Here is a 21,569-nt window from a genome sequence, read left to right as displayed (position 1 = left end):
AATAAGAGTAGTGTTTCAATCAGAACCATGTAGAAAAAGGGGAACGTGCCAATGGCGGAATTTAGTCATTTCAATGAAGAAGGCCGTGCCCGGATGGTGGATATATCCGGCAAGGAAGATACCGTAAGGACGGCTGTCGCCTTCACAAGTGTAGAAGTGAACAAGGAGATTTATCATAAAATTACAGAACGGACGATGGAAAAGGGTGACGTTCTGTCTGTCGCGCAGGTGGCCGGAATTATGGCTGCCAAAAAAACACCGGACTGGATTCCGATGTGCCACCCCCTGCCGTTGAAGGGTGTCGATATTTCCTTTGACTGGGAGCTTGAGGGAGAGAAACCGCGTTTGATCATCGAGGTTTCCGCCAGAACGAAAGGAAGCACAGGCGTGGAAATGGAAGCGCTCACGGCTGCCTCTGCAGCTGCGCTTACAGTGTATGACATGTGTAAAGCCGTTGATAAAGGGATGGTCATCGGACCGACGTATTTGTCGGAGAAGACCGGTGGCAAAAATGGCGACTATAAACGAACGGATCGTTAAAGGAGGTCGGAGCAATGGATATGGAACAAGCGAAAATTCCCCAGGCGACAGCCAAGCGGCTGCCCCTGTATTACCGCTTCTTGAATAACCTGCACAGTCAGGGAAAGCTGCGTGTATCATCGAAGGAGCTGAGTGAGGCGGTGAAAGTCGACTCCGCTACGATCCGACGGGACTTCTCCTACTTCGGCGCCCTCGGTAAGAAAGGGTACGGATACAATGTAGAGTATCTGCTGTCCTTCTTCAGAAAGACGCTCGATCAGGATGAAACGACGAAGGTCGCCCTGATTGGTGTAGGGAACCTGGGGACGGCTTTTCTGAATTACAACTTTACGAAAAACAACAACACAAAAATCGAAATGGCCTTTGATGCCAATGAGGAGCGGGTCGGTACAGAAGTCGGCGGTGTCCAGGTGCATCACATCGATGACTTGGAAAATAAGCTCGGCGACCTTGAGGTGGCCATCTTAACTGTTCCGGCTTCCGCCGCCCAGGGCATAGCAGAACGCCTTGTGGAAGCGGGCGTAAGCGGGATTCTCAACTTCACCCCGGCGCGTATCAGTGTTCCATCACGTGTGCGGGTGCATCATATCGATCTTGCGATTGAACTGCAGGCCCTCGTCTACTTCCTGAAGCATTACCCGCTGATGGAGGATGAACCGCTGGATGAAGCATAAAAAAGACTTAGAGCGTTGTCTGCTCTAAGTCTTTTTTGTTACTCAGCTGTTTCTTTCCAGCTGTTGTCCATCAGCATTTTTCCCGGCCACGTGTAGGCGGTCAGTCCACCGTCCACGGTAAGATCTTCGCCGGTGATGAATGAGCTTTCCTCAGAAGCAAGGAAGAGGGCGGCGGAGGCGATTTCCTCCGGCTTTCCTAAGCGGCCCATCGGTGTCACCCATTTCTGTGCTTCCCGGAATTCACGGCCTTCCTCTTCTTTTTTCGTACCGGCCAGTTCATCCACAAGCGGGGTTTCAATCGTGCCCGGGGATACGGCATTTACACGGATGCCCTGGCGTGCGTAATCAATCGCCATCGCCCGGGTAAAGTTGGTGATTCCGCCCTTGGCTGCGTTGTAGCCGGAGCGGTCCAGATCAGCCGCCTGTCCGGACATGGATGATGTATTGATGATCGAACCACCCTTTTCAAACATGAGGGGAAGCAGATATTTACTGACTAAAAAGGTGCCTCGAAGATCAACGGAAATGATCTGATCGAATAAATCGACCGGATATTCGTGCACCTTGCCGCCTTCTTCATCGACGCCGGCGTTGTTGAACAGCACATCAATCGTTCCGTACGTTTCCTCTACATAATTGGCAAAAACGCGGACGCTTTCCTGTTCGGATACATCCAGGGCGTACGATTCTGCCTGTCCGCCATTGTTTTTGATTTCTTCAACCGTTTCGCGGACATCCTCTTCATCGACATCGGCGCAGATGACGCGGGCGCCTTCCTGTGCGAAAAGCTTCACGGTCGCTTTTCCGATTCCTGTTGCGGCTCCTGTAACGACCGCCGTTTTATTATCTAAACGTCCCATATGATCTTCCTCCTTTATTCATCTGATTGTATGGTACCCAGGGGTTATAGACTGGAAACATAAGGGAACGCTTACACTGCTCATTTGATGAAAAACAAGCGGGAATGGCGGATGGAAGGGTTAATCCGTTTCCGAGGTGGTATAGTAGATAATAGTGTACGAATCGACAGAAAGTGAGGGACATCTATGAGTAAGCTGCCGAATAAATGGCTTGTCGTCATATCGGTTCTGTTTGGAACGTTTACCGTCATCTTAAATAATAGTATGCTGAACCCGATTTTACCGCGGTTCATTGAAATCTTTGATTCCAACGCCGTAGCCGTCGGGTGGATCTTAACGATCTTCATGGTCGCCATGGGGATGACGATGCCGCTGACCGGCTATTTCGCTGACCGGTTTGGGAAAAAGAAGGTCTATCTGACCGGGTTGTTTATTTTCATCCTCGGTTCGTTATCGGGCTTCTTTTCCTCCACGCTCAGCATGGTGATCATCTCCCGGGCAATCCAGGGGATGGCCGGGGGCTTGATGCTGCCGATTGCCATGGCGCTCATTTTCAATTCATTCCCGAGACATGAGCGGGGGCTCGCGGTCGGGGTATACGGAGTTGCGGCGATGGTCGCTCCAGCGATCGGTCCGACCGTCGGGGGACTGCTCATCCAGTATGTGGACTGGCCGTGGCTGTTCGCCTTCAACATTCCGTTCGGCCTGACGGGGCTGATTTTATCCGCGAAGTTTCTGGAGCGGACGGAAACTCATCCGGAGAAGAAGTTCGATCTTGTCGGGTTTCTTATCATTTCCTTAGGTATCGGATCCGTGTTGTTCGCGCTCGGGCGCGGGCGGACATTGGATAAATTGATGGATCCGTTGAACCTGACACTTGTGGTGGTCGGATTGTTGGCAATCGTTCTGTTTGTCTATTACGAAAACCGTCAGGACGATCCGCTTCTCAATCTATCGGTCTTCAAGGTACCGACGTATTCTGTGTCGATCGTGGTGACTTCGGCTGCGTCGATCGGATTGTTCTCAGGGATTTTCCTGCTGCCGCTGCTCATTCAAAATGTCTACGGCTTGAATGAAGTCATGACAGGGCTGTTGTTCCTGCCGGCAGCCGCTGCGAGCGGAGTGTTCATGTCGATCGGCGGACGGATCCTTGATAAAAAGGGGCCGAAGTACGTCGTTCCGCCGGGTCTTGCGATTATGGCCCTGGCGACGCTCGGTCTTGGGATGCTGAACCTTTCCACCCCATACTGGATGATTCTCGCCTTGAATACGGTGCGCGGTCTCGGCATGGGGATGGGGAACATGCCGGCGACGACGTCCGGAATGAATGCCATTCCTGAGCATCTGGTCGCACAGGGAAGTGCGATGAACAACATCATCCGGCAGATTTCCTCCTCGCTCGGTATCGTCTTTTTCTCTATTTATTATGAAGTCCGCCGCGCGCAGATTTCCGCAGGAGGAGATATTGATATGCAGGCAGCCACCCTGCAGACATTAAATGAAGCTTTCCTTGTGTCGGCTGTTGTGCTGCTGATTGCGCTGCCGTTTTCCTTTATTCTGAAAGGCGTTCCGAATGAGGATGAAAAGGAAGCATAATTAAAGGGCTTGTTCTCGCCTGGAAAGTATGTGGATGGTCGTGTTCCGCTTATCGGTGGATGACTGCCCGCAGGCACGGCCACCTTAATAAACATAAAAAAACGCAGGCATCACGCCTGCGTTTTTCTTATTTCTTCGTATTCTTAATTTTGTTATGAAGGTTGTATAAACGAACGGCCACGGCAATGTTGAAGGTGGCGACAAGCGACAAAATGATCGTCGTTGCATTCCAGATCGTTTCAACCGCTGCCTGGGCGGCAATATACGTAAAGGCAATCCCTAAGGAAAAATACAACAGCGCCATGAATAATGGAGATGTTCTCATAGATTTAGAATAACCCTCCAATGAAGATCGTCTCGATCTGCTCCTGCATCCGGCGGATATCTTCCTCTGTCAAAAAGTACTGGGTTGCGACAACAAACGAGTTCATCGCCATATGAGCCACGATTGGTGTAATAATTCGTTTTGTTTTGACGTATAGGAAGGCGAATACAACACCCATGGAGAAGTAGACTAACATGTGCTTAAAGTCGAAGTGGAACGCACCGAATACGAGCGCGGAAACGAGGACCGCAAGCAGGAAGTTCGTACGTTTGTAAATTTCTCCAAAGATAATTTTACGAAAAATAATCTCTTCTGTAATCGGAGCGAACACAACAGGGAGTAGAATGAAAAGCGGGGCTTCCCGGGCAATTTCCATCAAGCCCATCGTATTTTCCGAACCAGCCGGCACACCGAACACCTCGCGTTCAATGGTGGCGGCAATCGCTTGTGCGAATAAAGCGAGAAATACGCCGGCGATCGACCAGAGAATGACTTTTCCGGCACCGGCTTTTTCATCGCGTGCGTACGCATCCTTTCTTTCCGGACGGAGCAGCAGCAGAATGATCAATGTCGCGATTGTAAAGCTGACGACCGACCAGATGGCAATCGCGTCAAACTGCTCAAGTCCCGCAGCCATCAGAAGCGGAGCGAAGACAACTGTGGAAAGCTGTGTCACTACATAAGTTAAAATGATATACCAATATCGTTTGGGCATACGTTTACGACTCCTTTTATTCAGCAGCAGGAACACTTCCTGCACTACATACTTTATGTATTTTATCACAGTTTCAAAACCACACGTAAGCGATACGCAGGAACGTGCGATTTTTGTCGAAAAACTTGGATAAATTTCTAGAGTTTCTACTTGAAAAACAGAAGTGAATTGATTATGATAAGAATTGTGTTAGCACTCACCTATGTCGAGTGCTAATAAACGACCAAAATCTGAAACAACCATATCAAGGAGGGTGTCCTAATTGTTAAAGCCACTTGGTGATCGTATTGTCATTGAACTAGTTGAAGAAGAGCAGACTACTGCAAGCGGAATCGTACTTCCGGATTCTGCGAAGGAAAAGCCGTTGGAAGGTAAAGTTGTTGCTGTCGGTAACGGCCGCGTAACCGAACACGGCGAGAAAGTAGCACTTGAAGTCGCAACCGGCGACCGCGTGATCTACTCCAAATTCGCAGGTACCGAAGTGAAGTATGAAGGCAGTGAATATTTGATTCTCCGCGAATCCGACGTACTTGCTGTCATTCAGTAAATTCTTCAAAATTACTTAAACATACGATATTAATGAGGAGGGCATTTTAAATGGCTAAAGAAATCAAATTTAGTGAAGACGCACGCCGCTCCATGCTGCGTGGTGTAGATACATTAGCAAATGCTGTTAAAGTTACACTCGGACCAAAAGGACGTAACGTCGTTCTTGATAAAAAATTCGGTTCTCCACTCATTACAAATGATGGTGTAACGATCGCAAAAGAGATCGAGCTGGAAGACCACTTCGAAAACATGGGTGCTCAGCTTGTATCCGAAGTTGCTTCCAAAACCAACGATGTGGCCGGTGACGGTACGACGACAGCAACGGTTCTTGCTCAGGCGATGATCCGCGAAGGTCTTAAAAACGTAACATCCGGTGCGAACCCTGTCGGTATCCGTAAAGGAATCGAGAAAGCGACAGCTGTAGCAACGGAAGAGCTTCGCAAAATCTCCAAGCCGATCGAAGGCCGCGATTCCATCGCGCAGGTCGCAAGCATCTCTGCTGCTGACAACGAAGTCGGCCAGCTGATCGCTGAAGCTATGGAGCGCGTAGGTAACGACGGTGTTATCACGATTGAAGAATCCAAAGGTTTCAACACTGAGCTTGAAGTGGTTGAAGGTATGCAGTTCGACCGCGGCTATGCTTCTCCTTACATGGTCACTGACCAGGATAAGATGGAAGCGGTTCTTGAAGATCCATACATTCTAATTACAGATAAGAAGATCAACAACATCCAGGAAGTTCTTCCTGTCCTTGAGCAAGTGGTTCAGCAGTCCAAGCCGCTTCTATTGATCTCTGAAGACGTTGAAGGCGAAGCACTTGCTACACTTGTAGTGAACAAGCTGCGCGGTACATTCAACGCGGTAGCTGTTAAAGCTCCAGGCTTCGGTGATCGTCGTAAAGCGATGCTTGAAGACATTGCGACACTTACGGGCGGCCAGGTCATCACAGAAGATCTTGGTCTTGAATTGAAGAATACAACCATCGATCAGCTTGGACGCGCGTCCAAAGCGGTCATCACTAAAGAAAACACAACCATCGTCGAAGGTGCCGGAAACCCTGAGCAGATCTCTTCCCGTGTCGCTCAAATCCGTGCCCAGGCAGAAGAAACGACTTCTGAATTCGACAAGGAAAAACTGCAGGAGCGTCTTGCTAAACTTTCCGGCGGCGTAGCTGTCATCAAAGTCGGCGCTGCTACAGAAACAGAATTGAAAGAGCGTAAACTACGCATCGAAGACGCCTTGAACTCTACTCGAGCAGCTGTAGAAGAAGGCATCGTAGCCGGTGGTGGTACAGCGCTTGTCAACATCATCAACTCTGTCGAAGGCCTTGGCCTTGTCGACGACGAAGCGACAGGTGCAAGCATCGTTTTACGTGCGCTTGAAGAGCCGGTCCGCCAGATCGTCCACAACGCAGGTCTTGAAGGATCCATCATCGTTGAGCGTCTGAAAGGCGAAGAAGTCGGCGTCGGCTTCAACGCAGCCACAGGCGAATGGGTAAACATGGTTGAGCAGGGTATCGTTGACCCAACCAAAGTAACTCGTTCAGCGCTTCAAAACGCAGCATCCGTAGCCGCTATGTTCTTGACTACTGAAGCGGTCGTAGCGGATCACCCAGAAGAAGATAACTCCGGTGGCGGTATGCCGGATATGGGTGGCATGGGCGGAATGGGCGGCATGATGTAATAACGCTCAAACCACTTATGTAATAGGCTTTTTCTATAAACAGTTTGAAACACAAAAAAAGTCTCTGGAACTCTTCAAGTCATGTATAAATAGTTAGTAATCAAAGGACTACTTCCTAAATAAAGGATGTAGTCCTTTTGTGCTTTTTTATTTCAGTTTTTTTAGAAGGCAGTACATTTTAGCCAACGGAAAAAAGAGCAGATATTATGAATATCTAAAGTCCTCATAGCCGAATGGTTTATACAGTAAAGAAGCTTAGGTGTAAAAGGGGGCTAATGCATACCTCTTTTCCTGATAGTTCTTTTATTAGTTTTGTTCAAAGTAAAGAATGCACAATACTCCAGCCCTGGGTGATGTGATATTGTACTTGTATGGAGGAATATTTTACGACGAATATTCTTTGATGAACATCAACATTGGGAAGCCGTTAAGAACAAATATGGAGCTAAGATCCGGCCATTTTTTCAAAAGAAAGTGAAAAAATTTCGCGATGGTGGAAATCTTAAGGGTTTAAGCTTTTAGTATAGGAATAATTACACTAAACATACTGGAATACGAATGGAGGTGACCGAGTGGAGGATACAGAGGACTTGATTGAGTTATGTTTATTAATGGGGAAGATCATGCAGCAAAATGGAGCAGAAACCTATCGTGTGGAAGATACGATGACGCGGATTGCCCAATCTTTCGGACGGGATGAATCCCAAAGTTATGTAACACCTACTGGGATTATGTTTACGATCAGCCCTGGTGCCCATGCAAAATTAGTAAGAGTTTCGGCACGAGAGACAAATCTCGAGAAAGTGAACCTTGCGAATAATGTCTCCAGAAAGATTGCAAGTGGGGAATTGTCTACTCAAGCAGCGTATAAAGAGCTCAGAACGATTGAAACCAGTCCTACAGACTATTCCATGCGCATGCAAATCATCGCTGCCACGTTAGCAAGTGGTTTCTTTACTATCATGTTTCAGGGGAGCTGGTACGATTTCCTGCCAGCCTGCTTAGCAGGAGGACTGGGGTTTATTGCATTGATTAACTTTATTCGTTTATTTGAAATTAAATTCGTTGCTGAATTCGTTGCTTCATTGTTGATCGGTTTTACAGCCTTCTCCCTTTTTTCATTCGGTATTGGGAAGGAAGTGGATAAGATCGTTATCGGTTCAATCATGCCGTTGGTCCCTGGTCTGCTCATCACCAACGCTGTAAGAGATTTGATGGCAGGCCATCTGATCTCAGGACTCGCCAAGGGGGCGGAGGCTTTTTTAACAGCTTTTGCAATTGGGGCAGGTATTGCTGTGATGTTTGCACTATTTTAGAGATCGTGAGGAATGACTATGTTGATTGAATACGCCATAGCAAGCTTTTTTGCATCAGCTGCCTTTGGGATCATCTATCAGGCGCCAAGAAATACAATCATCAAATGCGGTCTTGTCGGCATGATTGGTTGGGTCATTTACATATCCTTAGTATGGGGAGAAGTCGACAGTGTCCCAGCTACACTCACCGCCTCCTTTGTTATTGCCATGGTCAGCCAGATGCTGGCAAGGATAAACAAAACGCCTATGATTATATTTAGCGTACCAGGGATTATTCCTCTCGTACCAGGAAGTCTCGCTTATGACGCGATGCGGAACTTTGTACAAAATGACTACAGCGCCGCAATCTCTATTGCAGCGAAAGCTTTTATGATATCTGGTGCTATTGCATTTGGGCTCGTGTTCTCGGAAGTGCTTAATCAGATTATAAAAAAGATAAGACAAACAAAAGCGCAAATGAGGTAATGGGTGAGCCTCACTTGCGCTTTTGTTTGTCTTTATAATCCACGGAATTAATCCCTGTTTTGGCATTCAGCTACAATAGTTTGCAGGCAGGTATGACTGCCGAGCAGCGTAAAGGATATTCCATTATTTAAAAGGCGAGAAAACATGGGCACGTATCACTGTATCCTCAAATAACATGTGAACAATGATTTACTTAATAGCCTCTAAAATCTCTTCAATCTGCTCAATGTGGCGTTGTTCATGCTCGGCTATGAGAGTGAAAATGCTGTTGGCAGGAATATCTCCAAATCGCGGATGGGACACGACATATCGTTCGATGTATTTGTTCTCATTTAAAAAAGCTTCGGTTGCGTTTCTTGAGTTCTGCAGCAATTGGATGCAGTATTCTGCATTTTTGTGGACAGTGGAAGGCTCCTGCTGTGCCTTCATTTTCACGGAACGATCCCGCAGGATGGAGAAATCTTTTTCCTCAGCATGTCCTATGTGTTTCTGCTTCATAGCGTTCTCCACCAGCCCTAGAAAATTCACCTCAGCCACTGCCAGATGATCGACCACCTGTGCAACCGTCCAACCTCCAAGTTCCGTAGCAGTATTTAACTCGTAATCATTTAAATGCCTTAGCAAACTGATCAACTTTTCTCTCGTTTTAATGAATGACTGATCCAGGATTGCTCCTCCCTTAGGTGTGTAAAAATTACGATTTCTTTTTTGATTTTATCACATGAGATGAACGAGGGTGTAAAAGAAGCCCGAAGCGGAGCCCGAGCTTTTGGAACTGATCATTTTAGATCTATAAAGAACATGGGTAAGGGGAATCTACATCAGTACCCGCTGGTGCACACATGAAGACTTGTGCGCAGCGGGTAAAAGAAAAAAGGGTTTACTGCAAAGGCACTTATCCCCCATCCAGCAAAGCTTCAGCCAAATGGGGGGAAAAGGCATCGACCAAAGCAATGACAGATATCTCTTACTTATAAAGCTTTTCATATATCGATTGAACAACAACTAAATCAAATATGGCAGCCCCTACAGATTTGTAAACGATCGTCTTTTCTTCTAAATCCTGCGGCGGATCATTTTCGGTGATGATTTTTTCGAGGTCCCAGGAGTTCTCTAAGCCCGAACGTAAATGCCCGGCCTGGATCATATCCCCGGATTCATGCAGGGCTGATCTGGCATCTACAAATACTTCATCAGCGATTCTTAGTACTTGATCAGAGATTTCCTGCATGGAAGGGCGGAAGGAGCCGACTCCTACAATGAGTTTGCCTTTCCAATCTGAATCGTGTAATTCAAGAAGTACAGGTGTGGTGGAGGTCGTAGTTGTTACGATAATGTCTGACTGTCTGGCTAATTCTTCTACAGAGGAAACGGTAAACGTGACTTGCGGAAAGCGGGTCTCTGCTTTTACTTTAAACTGATGGGCTTTCTCTTCGGTGCGGTTATAAATATGTACATGTTTGATATCTCTGGCAGCAAGGGCTGATTCCAGGTGACTCCATCCTTGTGTGCCGGTTCCGATAATGCCTAACGTTTCCGCGTCTGCTTTAGCCATGTATTTGATTCCGAGCCCTCCCAGAGCGCCCGTACGAAGGGCCGTAATGGCAATGGCATCACACAAGAAAAGGGGTTCCATCGTCTTGCGGTCATTCAGAACCATCAAGCCGTGGATTGTGTCTTTTCCAGCATTTTTGTTTTCAGGAGCAACGCCTGCAAGTTTCGTGGAGTAATAATCTCCATAAAAGGCCGGCATCAGCAAAGCCGTATTCTCCCCATCTTCTATATGCATTCGGTCCGGCGAAATGAATTCGCTCTCTTTTTTGGCGTAAAAAGATTCGATGCTGTCCATCGTTTCCTTCATAGAAAAATTACTCGTAATCTCTTCTTTCGATATGACTTTCATGACTATCCCTCCTTTATGATTTACTACAGATACTATCAAATCTTTCTGAACAAGTGAAAGTCCTGCTGAATCTGGTGTATGACTATAAAACGTCATTAGAGAGCATGGAATTTTGAGGCGGGAAGGGGAGACCACTTATGATTATGGAACAATGTTTGCGGATATTAATTGGGCATAAAAATAGAAGAAAACAGGAGAGATTCTGCTATATGGATTAACAAAGATTTTTTAATGTACAAGAAAGTTGTTGCCAAGGATTTGAAATTATGATTTAATAACAGTATTCTTCATTTAATCGTAACGATTACTATTTATTGCACGTAGTTAGATTTGTTGCAGGTTGTCTATGAGGAGAATAAATGGAGTGTGTCACGAAATGAAAACGGCAATCGTAACCCAGCTTCTCTAAGAGGCCAAGGTTACATACAGAGGTGAGATCATGAGTGAATATCTACAGAAAATCCTAACGGAGAACATTCTCAGCACTCTGCCTGAACAACAGAAAGATCTATATCATTATGTGATAAAGATGGAAGATGATATTGCAGAGGAAGTTGATTCTCGAGAACAATTTATGACTCATCTCAGGAGTGTTTCGCCGCATGAGCACGCAGCGAAACATTTCAATATGACTTTGTTTGAACTTCTGAACGTCATGAAGCAGGTAGAAGAAGAGATCAGCCGCCAGCTTATACCGATGATGGACGCGGTTAAGTGGAAAGATTGCACGGAATTTGTTCTCTCCAGGTCACAGTTGAAAGAAAATCATAAAGTATTTTTTGTATCTATTCCCCGTGTTGATCGTTTGCAGAAGTGAATTTTTTTTGCTTTAAGTTAAATAGTAATCATTACATATAAAAGAAAGGTTGATTTTAAATGGCTAAGAAATCAAAAGTAGCAAAAGAAAAAAAGAGACAGGAAATGGTAGCGAAATACGCTGATCTTCGAAGAGAACTAAAAGCGAAAGGAGACTACGAAGCACTAAGGAAGCTTCCGCGTGATTCTTCTCCCACTCGTTTGACCGGCAGGTGTGAAGTGACCGGGAGACCGCGCGGCTATATGAGGAAGTTCAAAATGTCCCGTATTGCTTTTAGGGAATATGCTCATAAAGGACAGGTTCCAGGTGTGAAAAAATCAAGCTGGTAAGCGAAAAGGGTGCGGGTATGAATAGCTGAGTAAATCATCATTGGTGCTCGAATTCAAGGGTGCTGGAGGAGCGGCGGAATGACTCATGCCATCCGCTAAGGAGGAGAAAACATGCCAAAGAAGATACCAGTAACCGTTTTGAGTGGTTATTTAGGGTCCGGAAAAACGACGCTGTTAAACCACTTGTTACACAATAGAGAGGACCTAAAAATTGCGGTTATTGTAAATGATATGAGTGAAGTCAACATAGATGCAGGTATGATTAAGCAGGGTGGGTTCAGCCGGACAAAGGAAAAGCTGGTTGAATTACAGAATGGCTGTATCTGCTGTACGCTGAGGGACGATTTAATTAAGGAGGTAGAAAAGCTTTCCAACCTGGACATTGATTATATCGTTATTGAGTCCACCGGAATATCAGAACCCATTCCCGTTGCCCAGAGCTTTACGTATGAAGATGAAGAACTGGGAATCAACCTTGGTAACCACTGCCGGTTAGACACCATGGTAACCGTCGTCGATGCCAATCGTTTCTGGGATGATTATGGGTCAGGAGAAACCTTACTGGACCGTAATCAAGGGGCTGATGAAAACGATGTTAGAGAAGTGATCGACCTATTAATCGACCAAATTGAATTCGCGAATGTCATTCTTTTGAATAAAATCGATTTAGTAGAAGAAGTCAATAGAGAGGAATTAAAGGCTGTTATCAAACAATTAAATCCTCATGCCAAAGTTGTGGATACGACTTACAGCCAAGTGCCTCTCCATGAAGTTCTGAATACAGGTTTATTTGATTTTGAACAAGCCATTCAGGGAGCAGGGTGGATAAAAGAACTAAATGAAGAACATGTCCCGGAAAGTGAAGAATACGGGATTGGCTCTTTAGTTTATCGGAGGAAGAGGCCGTTTCACCCGGAACGCTGGATGAATTGGCTGGAGAACTGGCCGGAAGGAATCGTTCGATCCAAAGGATTCTTCTGGCTGGCTTCGAGAAATGACACGTCTGGGTTGTTATCTCAGGCTGGACCTTCTCTCGTTATCCAAGGAGTCGGGGACTGGATAGCGGTGTATCCAGAACAAGAACAGGAAGAAATCCTGAAAGAAGAACCAGAGTTAGCCGAACGATGGGATGATGAATATGGAGATCGTATGACGGAACTGGTATTTATCGGTATGAAAATGGATAAGGAAGAAATCATCAAGGGACTCGATCACTGCCTGCTGACAGATGAAGAAATGAGATTGGACTGGCACGATCTCCATGACCCACTACCATCCTTTACCGACTGAGATAACTAAAGGCATCACAACCTCATAGAGGCTGCGATGCCCTACACCAAGCGTTGCTTCAAGTCTTAATCATGAGCGGTGAAGATCAGCATATATTTTAAGTTTTGGGTTAAGGTATTCAATGATTTTAGGCTGGCTGAAATTTGCGGAATCTATCGTAATGATTACCATTTACAATTCGTAATCATTACGATAGGATAATTGAGGTACATAAGAAGGAGGAGAAATAATGAAAAAAATATTTGGCGCAGTTGGTTTATTTGCATTTATTTTATTACTTACCGCATGTGGAGAAGAAGAATCAAGCAGTAGTGAAGAAGGGGAACAATCCGATGCTTCTGAAGAATTGAATATCTATACGACGGTTTATCCCCTTCAGTATTTTGCCGAGCAGATTGCAGGGGAGCAGGCGGATGTGCAATCGATTCTGCCTCCGGGTTCAGATCCTCACACATATGAACCAACATCAAAAGAAATGATTGAAATGGCAGAAGCAGACGCATTTATTTACAACGGTGCCGGGTTAGAACCTTATGCCGAAAAAATCTCAGATTCTATTAAATCTGAAGACGTGAAAATTCTGGAAGCATCCATGGGGATTGAATTAAAAGAGCATGCTCATAACCATGAGGAAGAGGAAAGCTCTCATGAGGATGAACACGCTGGACATAATCACGGGGACCAGGACCCGCACGTCTGGCTTGACCCCGTCCTTTCTATTCAGGTAGCTGAGAATATCAAAGATACACTGGTTGAACTGAATCCCGGGCAGGAAGACACTTATAATGAAAACTTCCAGGAACTAAAAAGTAACCTAGAAGAGCTGGATCAGGAATTCCACGATCAATTGGAAGCTGCACCAAAGAATAAATTCATCGTTTCTCATGCCGCTTATGGATACTGGGAACAATCCTACGGCGTCGAGCAGGTTTCTGTTTCCGGTTTAAGCCCGACCAATGAACCTTCTCAAAAAGATTTGGAAGCCATAGTTGAAACGGCTGAACAGCATAACATCAAACACGTATTCTTTGAGCAGAATGTTACCCCTAAAGTTGCGGATGTCGTTAGAAAAGAAATCGGGGCAGAATCTCTGCGTCTTCACAATTTGTCTGTATTGACGGAAGAAGATATCAACAATGAAGAGGATTATTTCACTCTGATGCAGCGCAATTTAGAAGTATTGACAGAAGGGTTATCCGGAGAACCGTCTGATTCAGAGGAATCTTCTGAATCAGAAGAACACAGCGAACACAACCATAACCATGGCCATGCGGATGACGAAGAAGCCCAGCAGATTTATGATGGGTACTTTGAAGATGGGCAGGTGGAGGATCGTGAGCTGACAGACTGGGAAGGGGACTGGCAGTCTGTGTACCCTTATCTTCAGGATGGAACACTTGATGAAGTGTTTGCCCATAAGGCTGAGAATGATGGAGACATGACAGCGGAAGAATATAAAGAGTACTATAAGATCGGTTATGAAACCGATGTGGAACGCATTATTTTTGATGGAAATGATGTAACGTTCTTCGAAGATGGAGAAAAGTCGTCGGGAACCTATACCTATGATGGTTATGAAATCCTTACCTATGAAGCAGGCAATAGAGGGGTCCGTTATATTTATGAGTTAACGGAAGAGGATGGGGATCTTCCTCAATACATCCAGTTCAGCGATCACAGTATTGCTCCAACTGATGCGGATCACTACCACCTTTACTGGGGAGATGACCGTGAAGCTTTATTGGATGAAGTGACAAACTGGCCGACGTATTATCCATCAGACATGGATGGTCATGAGATCGCCCATGAAATGATGGCTCACTAATCATCACTTTTTCACTATCATAAACGTTAAGCTGGAGGCCAATGGTATGGTCTCCAGCTTATTTTAGATTGGCGGGATTCTGTAATGAAATGGGAAGCGAAAAGGTTCCGGGGGTATGCAGACGCTTCTTTCTTGCCGCTTATGGATTAGACAAGGACGGCTTCTGTACGTATAATCAGTTTTTGCGAATAGGAACGAAATTGAATTTGAATCCTGAATCATGAATGAATAAACGGAGGGAAACGTATGGCCGACTTAACGAACCAAGTCATTTTGATCACGGGAGCCAATCGAGGGCAGGGCAAAGCGATGGCCGAGCATCTTGCAACGCTGGGAGCGAAGGTCATCGTAGGCGCGAGGAACCTTGAGAATGCTCAAGAAATAGCATAAGAAATAGGGGAAGACCATGCCTATCCTGTTCAGCTGGATGTTACGAAAGGTCAGGATTGGGAAGAGGCAGTAAACGAAGCCGTAGAAAAGTTCGGAGCAATCGACGTCCTTATCAATAATGCTGGAATTCTGATCCGTAAACCATTTGAGGAGATCTCCATGGAGGAATACCAGGAGATGATTGATGTGAATCAGCTCGGGGTCTTTCGAGGGATGAAGGCTGTTACACCTCAAATGGAGAAACAGCGGAAAGGGTCCATCATCAACAATTTATCGATTTCTTCGTTCGCTCCCATTGCCAAGTCATCCGCTTATGCCGCAACGAAAGCATCGGTTGTAGCGATGTCGAAAGCAGCAGCGATTGAATTAGGGAAGAAAGGGATCCGGGTGAATATGATCCACCCCGGTGGTATTGAGACGGAAATGGCTACCCAGGGAGAGGGAGTTCCCTCGTTTTACGATTCGATTCCTCTTGGACGCATTGGACAGCCGGTTGAAATTGCCCGCGCTGCCGCATTTCTTGCATCTGATGAGAGTTCATACTGCACCGGTACGGAAATTGTAGTGGATGGAGGCATGACGCTTGGAGTGAATGAGGGAGAATAGCTGTACCTTTGTGGAAATATAGGATAGTACCATTCAAATAACAAGTGGTTTTACTCCTTATTAAGTGAATGGTTTCATTATCTTAAAAGCCTCATCGTGGTTTATAAACCACGATGAGGCTTTTTGTAATTACGCTTCATTCCTGATTTAAAAGTCATCTCCCTTACGTAAGGATCCATGTAAGCGACACCTGATAAAGAAACCCAAAGAGAACCGTATAAATGCACCACGGACTTCTTCACACGGATGGTTCTGCATATCTTTATAAGAAGTTTTCCTATGGAGTTCACCGTCATTTTTGATACATATCCTGCAGGCCTGAACATAGTTATTTTTGTGAAAGTATTGGAGTGGAGGAAAAACTTTTTCTTGATTGTTAAACCCAACGAAGCGGAGGAGCCCATGTCTAAATTTGAAAAAACCAAAGATATTGTAGAGCTTCTTGATATCAGTGAAGGTGATGTGGTTTTAGTTGGTTCTGATATTACCCGATTAGCGGTTGAGGCACTGAGGAATGGAGAAAAGTTTGAGGTTCATACATTTATTGATGGTTTGATAAACAAAGTGGGTGGAAATGGCACACTGCTGTTTCCGACATTTAACTGGGATTTTTGTAAGGGTGGAACCTTCGATTATCACCACACGGTTTCTAAGACAGGGGCATTAACGAACGCTGCTTTAAAAAGAAAGGATTTTGTCCGCACACGACACCCGATCTATTCATTTGCCGTGTGGGGCAGAGATAAAAACAAGCTGTATCAAATGAATAACATAAGTTCTTTTGGCAGTGATTCCCCATTTGCCTACTTACATAAAAAGAAAGCGAAAATGCTGATCATCGGCTTAAGTTACCAGCATTCATTCACATTCGTTCATTATGTTGAAGAAATGGAGAAAGTAACATACCGATTCATGAAGCCGTTTTCCGGCCTTTATATAGATGAAAATGGCAGGGGAAGTGTACGGACATACACGATGTATGTCAGGGACCTCGACAAATCCGTTGTCACAAGAATTAATCCAATAGGGGAGGAACTGGAAAAAAGAAACATCTCAAAATGTAAAACCATCAATGGTGTCTCGTTCTGCTTCATCCACTTGTTTGAGGCTTACGAAGTGATCAGGGAAGACATCATCCACAATGGAGCAGGAAAGCTGTTTAGTATAGATCATCAAAGCTAGGAGGTTATCATGACTAGAAGGGAAAGACAGGTTGGAGAGGATATGTATGAATTAATGAAGAGACTTTTTCCTATATGCCGAAGTATCACCGGGGAAGGAGTAAGAGAAACCTTACGCATTCTGAAAGAAACGATTCCCTTGGACATCATCGAGGTCCCCACGGGAACGAAAGTATTGGATTGGGAAATACCTCAGGAGTGGAATGTTAAAGATGCGTACGTCATGAATGAAAAAGGCGAGAGAATTATTGATTTCAGGGAAAATAACCTGCATTTGGTCAGTTATTCCCGTCCTGTTAACAAGACAGTATCCCTGGAATACTTGCAGAACCATTTGTTTTCATTGGAGGACCAGCCGAGTGTGATCCCCTATGTCACTTCTTACTACAATGATTATTGGGGCTTTTGTATGTCTCATGAGCAGAGGGAAACGTTGAAGGATGAAGAGTACAAAGTCGTGATAGATAGTGAGTTGAAAGATGGCAGTTTGACCTATGGAGAATTGGTCATTCCAGGCCGGTCCAGGAAAGAGGTCTTTTTATCCACTTATATATGTCATCCTTCTATGGCGAATAATGAGCTTTCGGGCCCGGTTTTAACAACGTTTTTAGCGAAATGGCTGTTGGGTCGGAAGAGAAGGTATACATATAGAATCGTCTTTGTTCCGGAAACCATTGGATCAATCACTTATCTAAGTAAACATATGGACGAAATGAAAGAGAAGATCATTGCCGGGTATAACATCACGTGTACAGGGGATGAAAGGGGATATTCTTTCTTACCGTCCAGATACGGAAATACGCTTGCGGATAAAGCAGCTTTAAACATATTAAAAACCAATCAAATGGACTTCGTGAAGTATTCATTCCTTGAAAGAGGAAGTGACGAACGTCAATACTGCAGCCCCGGAATCGATCTGCCTGTAGCAAGTATTATGAGAACAAAATACGGTGAATATCCGGAGTATCATACATCAGATGATAACCTGAATCTGGTCACTGCTCATGGCTTGCAGGGAAGCTACAACATTTACCAACAATGTCTACAGGCGATTGAACAGAACGAGGTGTATAAGGTGAAATGCTTAGGTGAACCTCAATTAGGTAAGAGAGGCTTACGTTCCACCCTCAGTACAAAAGAATCTGGAAAAGCAGTGAGAGATATGATGAATTTTATCGCTTATGCAGATGGTGAGAATGACCTTATTGATATAAGTAATCGAATCCATGTCCCATTGGAAAGTTTGTATCCCATTATTGAGAAGTTAACGGAAAATGATCTGCTGATAAAAATGCCCCATTAGGAGCTGCCTGACCTGTCACTAAGAGATTGATTTCATATCATCCGATTAAATGAGGTGGAGAATTGGCAAAAAATAAAAGAGTGCGTGTGATCGACTCCTCCCAATTTAAACTGAAGCCTAGGAAAACAAAAAGGAAGAAGGGTTTGAATAAAAACAGGAAGAGTTCTAATAAAAGCAGGAGAAGAAAGATCGTAAAGAGCTCGAGAAAATGGGTGTATATCGTCATCGAAACGAAAGTCAGGGAATTGGATGCCAAGCTATTATTGGCTTACTATTTACTCAAAGAGGGGTACAATGTTGTCCTGGGCCATACGCTTACCATTGAAAAATGTCTGGAGTTTTTTCCGCCGGGTATTTTTCTGGATAAAGGAGTGGGCACGAAAGATAAAATCAGAAGGTTCAAAGAAGCAAAGAAGTATGGTCATGCCGTAGTCAATTTAGAGGAAGAGGGATTTCCCTTATCAGAAAAGAACCTATATATTAATGGATATCTTAGTCATGAAAGTCTTAAACTACTAGATTATGAATTCTGCTGGGGTGAAATACAAAAAAAGGTCATCGTGGATCATTATCCACAGTTTAAAAGCAAATGTGTGATAACTGGAAACGCACGATTTGATCTACTGAAAAGAAAATACCGCCCTATATTCGCTGAGGAAGTCACGAATTTAAAAGGTAAACATGGCGATTTTATTCTTATCAATACAAGATTCCCTCCTTATACGAAAACGATTAATGAAGATGGATCCATAGACACCAATCGTATGAAGCGTTATCAGATGATGTACGGGACAGAAAAGATTAAAGAATATGGAGACTTGTACAGGGGATTCATAGCGTTAGTCAGAGACCTGAGTCATAGGTATCCGCAATATAAAATCATCATCAGACCTCATCCAAGTGACATTACAGATGTATACAGGAAAGACTTATCAGGGCTGAAGAATGTGTCGATCATCAGGGAAGGGAATGTCGTGAATTGGATTTTAGCTTCAAAGCTGGTCATCCATAATGGCTGCACCACAGGAGCTGAGAGCTTCCTGCTTGAAAAACCTGTCATTTCTTATATTCCTGTTCAGACGTATAAGAGTCATTTACCGGATGATTTGAGTATTAAAATGTACAATGCTGAACGTGTATGTACATTCATTGATCATGAACTTAAAACCTATAATTTCAGGGATAATAAGTATAGAGAACTGGAAAAAAACGCATTATTATCAAGGTACAGTGCAGGAGTCGGAAATACCTTTGCATATCAAAACATCATCAGACATTTAAAGACCCTGCCTGTTCAACCGTCTGGTACGAATAGAATCCACATGTCTCCGAGGTTCAAGAAAAAGCTGCAGAAGGAATTGAGTAAAAAGATTTATAAAAACCCGCTTGCTATGGAATACTTACCCAGTTTGACCACAAGCGAGATACGTCATTTCATTGATAAAATACAATCCATAGAGAACGATCAGGATGACATTAACATTCGTTTGTTTAAAAATAAAATATGTGAGATCAGGTTGGATTAAGGGAATAGAAAGCTGATGACAAAAGTATGCGTGCATTCATTTCGTGACTATGTGAAAGGGGCGGGTTCCACAAGGAATCCGTTCTTTCATTTTTATTTGAAATTAAAAGCTGTGATATATTTTTGCCGTCATTATACAGCTGGACTCTGCCTGATTATAGCAGGGTGCTGTTTTATTACCATGAAGGCTGGTGAATCATGTCTTCTTTCCGAGGAGAGGAGAGTAATATTTCCTGGGAAATCATCAAAGGTCGACAATGATTTCCGGTAGTCTTTCTTTTGTTCACAAACCAGCAACAATTCTGCCACGGAGCTGACAAAAATACGTGCACCATTTTTCATGAAAAAGAGGTAAAGTAGAAGTGTAATCATATGTGAAATAATGAACATAAAGAAGTGTCTAAAATGGACGGTGTGTGGTGAAAGAAACATCCAAGCAGGCCGTGCGTCAGGAGGAAAGCAGAATGAAATCACTGATTGTGTACACATCCAAACATGGAAGCACAAAAAAAGCCGTTCAGCTGCTGGTGGATCGATTAGAAGGGGAAGTCGCAGCCGTTAAAGTGGAAGACGCCTGGGGAATCGACCTTCATTCCTATGACAGGGTGATCCTCGGCGGCCCCATCTATAATGGTCAGATCTCCATGGAGCTCAGTTCCTATGCGGTTTGTCATCTGCACACATTAATGGAGAGGCAGGTTGGTTTATTCATTCTGGCTGCAGCGGAAGACGTTTTCACGCTGGAGCGGGAACTGGAAGATGCGTTTCCTGATCCCCTCTATGCCTATGCTTCTGCGAAAGAAGCTTTTGGTTATGAACTGCAGTTGGATCAATTGAGTGCTTTAGAAAAAATGATTCTCGAAGCCAATGGTATTTCTCGTAATGCTTCCAAATTGTCAGTGTCAGGCATCGAGCATTTTGCAGAAACGTTGAACAAAAAATGAAAATCTGCTGGTGAGAAACAGTCGGATGAAAAGACATGAGCTGCAGCCATTGGTTATGTCTCCTTTTTGTTAGAGTTCCCGTGCGCTTGATTCAGTTACAAGAAGAAAACAATCTCTCTGAATTTATAAAAATTCGGCATCACTTCTCTCCCTTCAACCCATAAAAGAGAAGAATTTGATATGAGGGAAAAGGATAGGGCATTTATCATAAGCGCGAAGTTTGCTAAACGAATCATTCTATGATTAAATAGAACTACACTATATAAAACGTAATGATTACGATTTTGGTGATGGGAGCCATCTCTATACTAAGAGTCAATTTCAAAAAAATTTCCCTCAAATTAAATAGTAATGATTACATTTTATTTGGTGACTACTATTATGAATCCTTCAAGTTTAGATAAGGACGTATTTTTATAAAAGATTGGAGATCTAACATGGCGAAAGCATCAAAAATAGCAAAAGAGAAAAAGAGACAGGCGATGGTAGCGAAATATGCGGACTTGCGGAAGGAGTTGAAAGAGAAGGGCGACTATGAAGCCCTTCGAAAACTCCCTCGCGATTCTTCCCCTACACGTTTGAAAGGCCGCTGTGAAGTAACCGGCAGGCCCAGGGGTTATATGAGGAAATTTAATATGTCCCGTATTGCTTTCAGAGACTACGCCCATAAAGGACAGATCCCTGGTGTAAAAAAAGCCAGCTGGTAATCGAAAGCGCATGGTTTCCTTCCGTT

General features: G+C 44.4%; 21 protein-coding genes and 1 pseudogene. 17 read left to right on the top strand and 5 right to left on the bottom strand.

Annotated elements, in window-relative coordinates; genetic code table 11:
• Window positions 1-51 precede the first annotated feature (51 nt).
• Both moaC and GLV97_RS07375 read left to right on the top strand, forming a co-directional pair.
• Entirely contained in the window at window positions 52-540 is a 489-nt protein-coding gene (gene moaC, locus GLV97_RS07380) for a cyclic pyranopterin monophosphate synthase MoaC (RefSeq protein WP_160839567.1), read from the top strand.
• A gap of 14 nt (window positions 541-554) precedes the next feature.
• Window positions 555-1,214 (top strand): redox-sensing transcriptional repressor Rex, encoded by a 660-nt coding sequence (locus tag GLV97_RS07375; RefSeq protein WP_160839565.1) that lies wholly within the window; start codon window positions 555-557, stop codon window positions 1,212-1,214.
• Between the two features lie 38 nt (window positions 1,215-1,252).
• Here the strand turns inward: GLV97_RS07375 and GLV97_RS07370 are convergent, their stop codons facing one another.
• On the bottom strand, window positions 1,253-2,074 hold the full coding sequence (locus tag GLV97_RS07370; RefSeq protein ID WP_160889405.1) for an SDR family oxidoreductase: 822 nt from the start codon (window positions 2,072-2,074) through the stop codon (window positions 1,253-1,255).
• Window positions 2,075-2,260: 186 nt separating this feature from the next.
• On the opposite strand from GLV97_RS07370, the gene GLV97_RS07365 reads away from it, so the two are divergent.
• Window positions 2,261-3,670: an MDR family MFS transporter gene (locus GLV97_RS07365; protein ID WP_160889404.1), complete on the top strand. Its 1,410-nt coding sequence runs from the start codon at window positions 2,261-2,263 to the stop codon at window positions 3,668-3,670.
• 127 nt (window positions 3,671-3,797) lie between these two features.
• Here the strand turns inward: GLV97_RS07365 and GLV97_RS07360 are convergent, their stop codons facing one another.
• Both GLV97_RS07360 and GLV97_RS07355 read right to left on the bottom strand, forming a co-directional pair.
• Window positions 3,798-3,995: a YdiK family protein gene (locus GLV97_RS07360; protein ID WP_160839540.1), complete on the bottom strand. Its 198-nt coding sequence runs from the start codon at window positions 3,993-3,995 to the stop codon at window positions 3,798-3,800.
• A 4-nt stretch (window positions 3,996-3,999) separates the two neighbouring features.
• The gene (locus GLV97_RS07355) at window positions 4,000-4,710 is read right to left on the bottom strand and encodes a CPBP family intramembrane glutamic endopeptidase (RefSeq protein ID WP_160839538.1); all 711 of its coding nucleotides are present in this window, start codon (window positions 4,708-4,710) and stop codon (window positions 4,000-4,002) included.
• Between the two features lie 262 nt (window positions 4,711-4,972).
• Between GLV97_RS07355 and groES the strand changes: the two genes are divergently transcribed.
• The 4 genes from groES to GLV97_RS07335 all read left to right on the top strand — a co-directional run bounded on the left by groES (window position 4,973) and on the right by GLV97_RS07335 (window position 8,723).
• The gene (gene groES, locus GLV97_RS07350; protein WP_027955522.1) at window positions 4,973-5,257 is read left to right on the top strand and encodes a co-chaperone GroES; all 285 of its coding nucleotides are present in this window, start codon (window positions 4,973-4,975) and stop codon (window positions 5,255-5,257) included.
• A 50-nt stretch (window positions 5,258-5,307) separates the two neighbouring features.
• Window positions 5,308-6,942 (top strand): chaperonin GroEL, encoded by a 1,635-nt coding sequence (gene groL, locus GLV97_RS07345; protein ID WP_160839536.1) that lies wholly within the window; start codon window positions 5,308-5,310, stop codon window positions 6,940-6,942.
• Window positions 6,943-7,514: 572 nt separating this feature from the next.
• Window positions 7,515-8,258: a threonine/serine exporter family protein gene (locus GLV97_RS07340; RefSeq protein WP_337194085.1), complete on the top strand. Its 744-nt coding sequence runs from the start codon at window positions 7,515-7,517 to the stop codon at window positions 8,256-8,258.
• A gap of 18 nt (window positions 8,259-8,276) precedes the next feature.
• Window positions 8,277-8,723, top strand: a complete 447-nt coding sequence (locus tag GLV97_RS07335) for a threonine/serine exporter family protein (protein WP_160839504.1) — start codon at window positions 8,277-8,279, stop codon at window positions 8,721-8,723.
• A 189-nt stretch (window positions 8,724-8,912) separates the two neighbouring features.
• Here GLV97_RS07335 and GLV97_RS07330 read toward each other — a convergent pair whose 3' ends face one another.
• Window positions 8,913-9,374, bottom strand: a complete 462-nt coding sequence (locus GLV97_RS07330; protein WP_337194086.1) for a DinB family protein — start codon at window positions 9,372-9,374, stop codon at window positions 8,913-8,915.
• 316 nt (window positions 9,375-9,690) lie between these two features.
• Window positions 9,691-10,626, bottom strand: a complete 936-nt coding sequence (locus tag GLV97_RS07325; protein ID WP_160889402.1) for an ornithine cyclodeaminase family protein — start codon at window positions 10,624-10,626, stop codon at window positions 9,691-9,693.
• Window positions 10,627-11,065: 439 nt separating this feature from the next.
• Between GLV97_RS07325 and GLV97_RS07320 the strand changes: the two genes are divergently transcribed.
• From GLV97_RS07320 to rpsN (GLV97_RS07275), 10 genes and pseudogenes are all read left to right on the top strand, one after another.
• The gene (locus tag GLV97_RS07320; protein WP_160889401.1) at window positions 11,066-11,443 is read left to right on the top strand and encodes a hypothetical protein; all 378 of its coding nucleotides are present in this window, start codon (window positions 11,066-11,068) and stop codon (window positions 11,441-11,443) included.
• 59 nt (window positions 11,444-11,502) lie between these two features.
• Window positions 11,503-11,772 carry a 30S ribosomal protein S14 gene (rpsN, locus tag GLV97_RS07315; RefSeq protein ID WP_160839496.1) on the top strand — a complete coding sequence of 90 codons (270 nt, stop codon included), beginning with the start codon at window positions 11,503-11,505 and terminating at the stop codon, window positions 11,770-11,772.
• 111 nt (window positions 11,773-11,883) lie between these two features.
• Complete coding sequence (locus tag GLV97_RS07310; RefSeq protein WP_160889400.1) at window positions 11,884-13,062, top strand: GTP-binding protein; 1,179 nt, start codon at window positions 11,884-11,886, stop codon at window positions 13,060-13,062.
• Window positions 13,063-13,291: 229 nt separating this feature from the next.
• Complete coding sequence (locus GLV97_RS07305; RefSeq protein WP_160889399.1) at window positions 13,292-14,887, top strand: zinc ABC transporter substrate-binding protein AdcA; 1,596 nt, start codon at window positions 13,292-13,294, stop codon at window positions 14,885-14,887.
• Between the two features lie 246 nt (window positions 14,888-15,133).
• Window positions 15,134-15,883 (top strand): annotated as a pseudogene (locus tag GLV97_RS07300) (SDR family NAD(P)-dependent oxidoreductase).
• A gap of 402 nt (window positions 15,884-16,285) precedes the next feature.
• Window positions 16,286-17,065: an AAC(3) family N-acetyltransferase gene (locus tag GLV97_RS07295; RefSeq protein ID WP_160839486.1), complete on the top strand. Its 780-nt coding sequence runs from the start codon at window positions 16,286-16,288 to the stop codon at window positions 17,063-17,065.
• Window positions 17,066-17,074: 9 nt separating this feature from the next.
• On the top strand, window positions 17,075-18,367 hold the full coding sequence (locus GLV97_RS07290; protein WP_202410598.1) for a DUF4910 domain-containing protein: 1,293 nt from the start codon (window positions 17,075-17,077) through the stop codon (window positions 18,365-18,367).
• A gap of 62 nt (window positions 18,368-18,429) precedes the next feature.
• Entirely contained in the window at window positions 18,430-19,893 is a 1,464-nt protein-coding gene (locus tag GLV97_RS07285; RefSeq protein ID WP_160839484.1) for a surface carbohydrate biosynthesis protein, read from the top strand.
• A 463-nt stretch (window positions 19,894-20,356) separates the two neighbouring features.
• Window positions 20,357-20,836: a flavodoxin domain-containing protein gene (locus GLV97_RS07280; RefSeq protein ID WP_160889398.1), complete on the top strand. Its 480-nt coding sequence runs from the start codon at window positions 20,357-20,359 to the stop codon at window positions 20,834-20,836.
• A 437-nt stretch (window positions 20,837-21,273) separates the two neighbouring features.
• Window positions 21,274-21,543 (top strand): 30S ribosomal protein S14, encoded by a 270-nt coding sequence (gene rpsN / locus GLV97_RS07275; RefSeq protein WP_160839480.1) that lies wholly within the window; start codon window positions 21,274-21,276, stop codon window positions 21,541-21,543.
• Window positions 21,544-21,569 lie beyond the last annotated feature (26 nt).

The sequence above is a fragment of the Halobacillus litoralis genome, from assembly GCF_009856355.1.
In the GTDB taxonomy this organism is placed as follows: domain Bacteria; phylum Bacillota; class Bacilli; order Bacillales; family Halobacillaceae; genus Halobacillus; species Halobacillus litoralis_B.
This window is presented reverse-complemented; position numbering and strand designations above follow the sequence as displayed.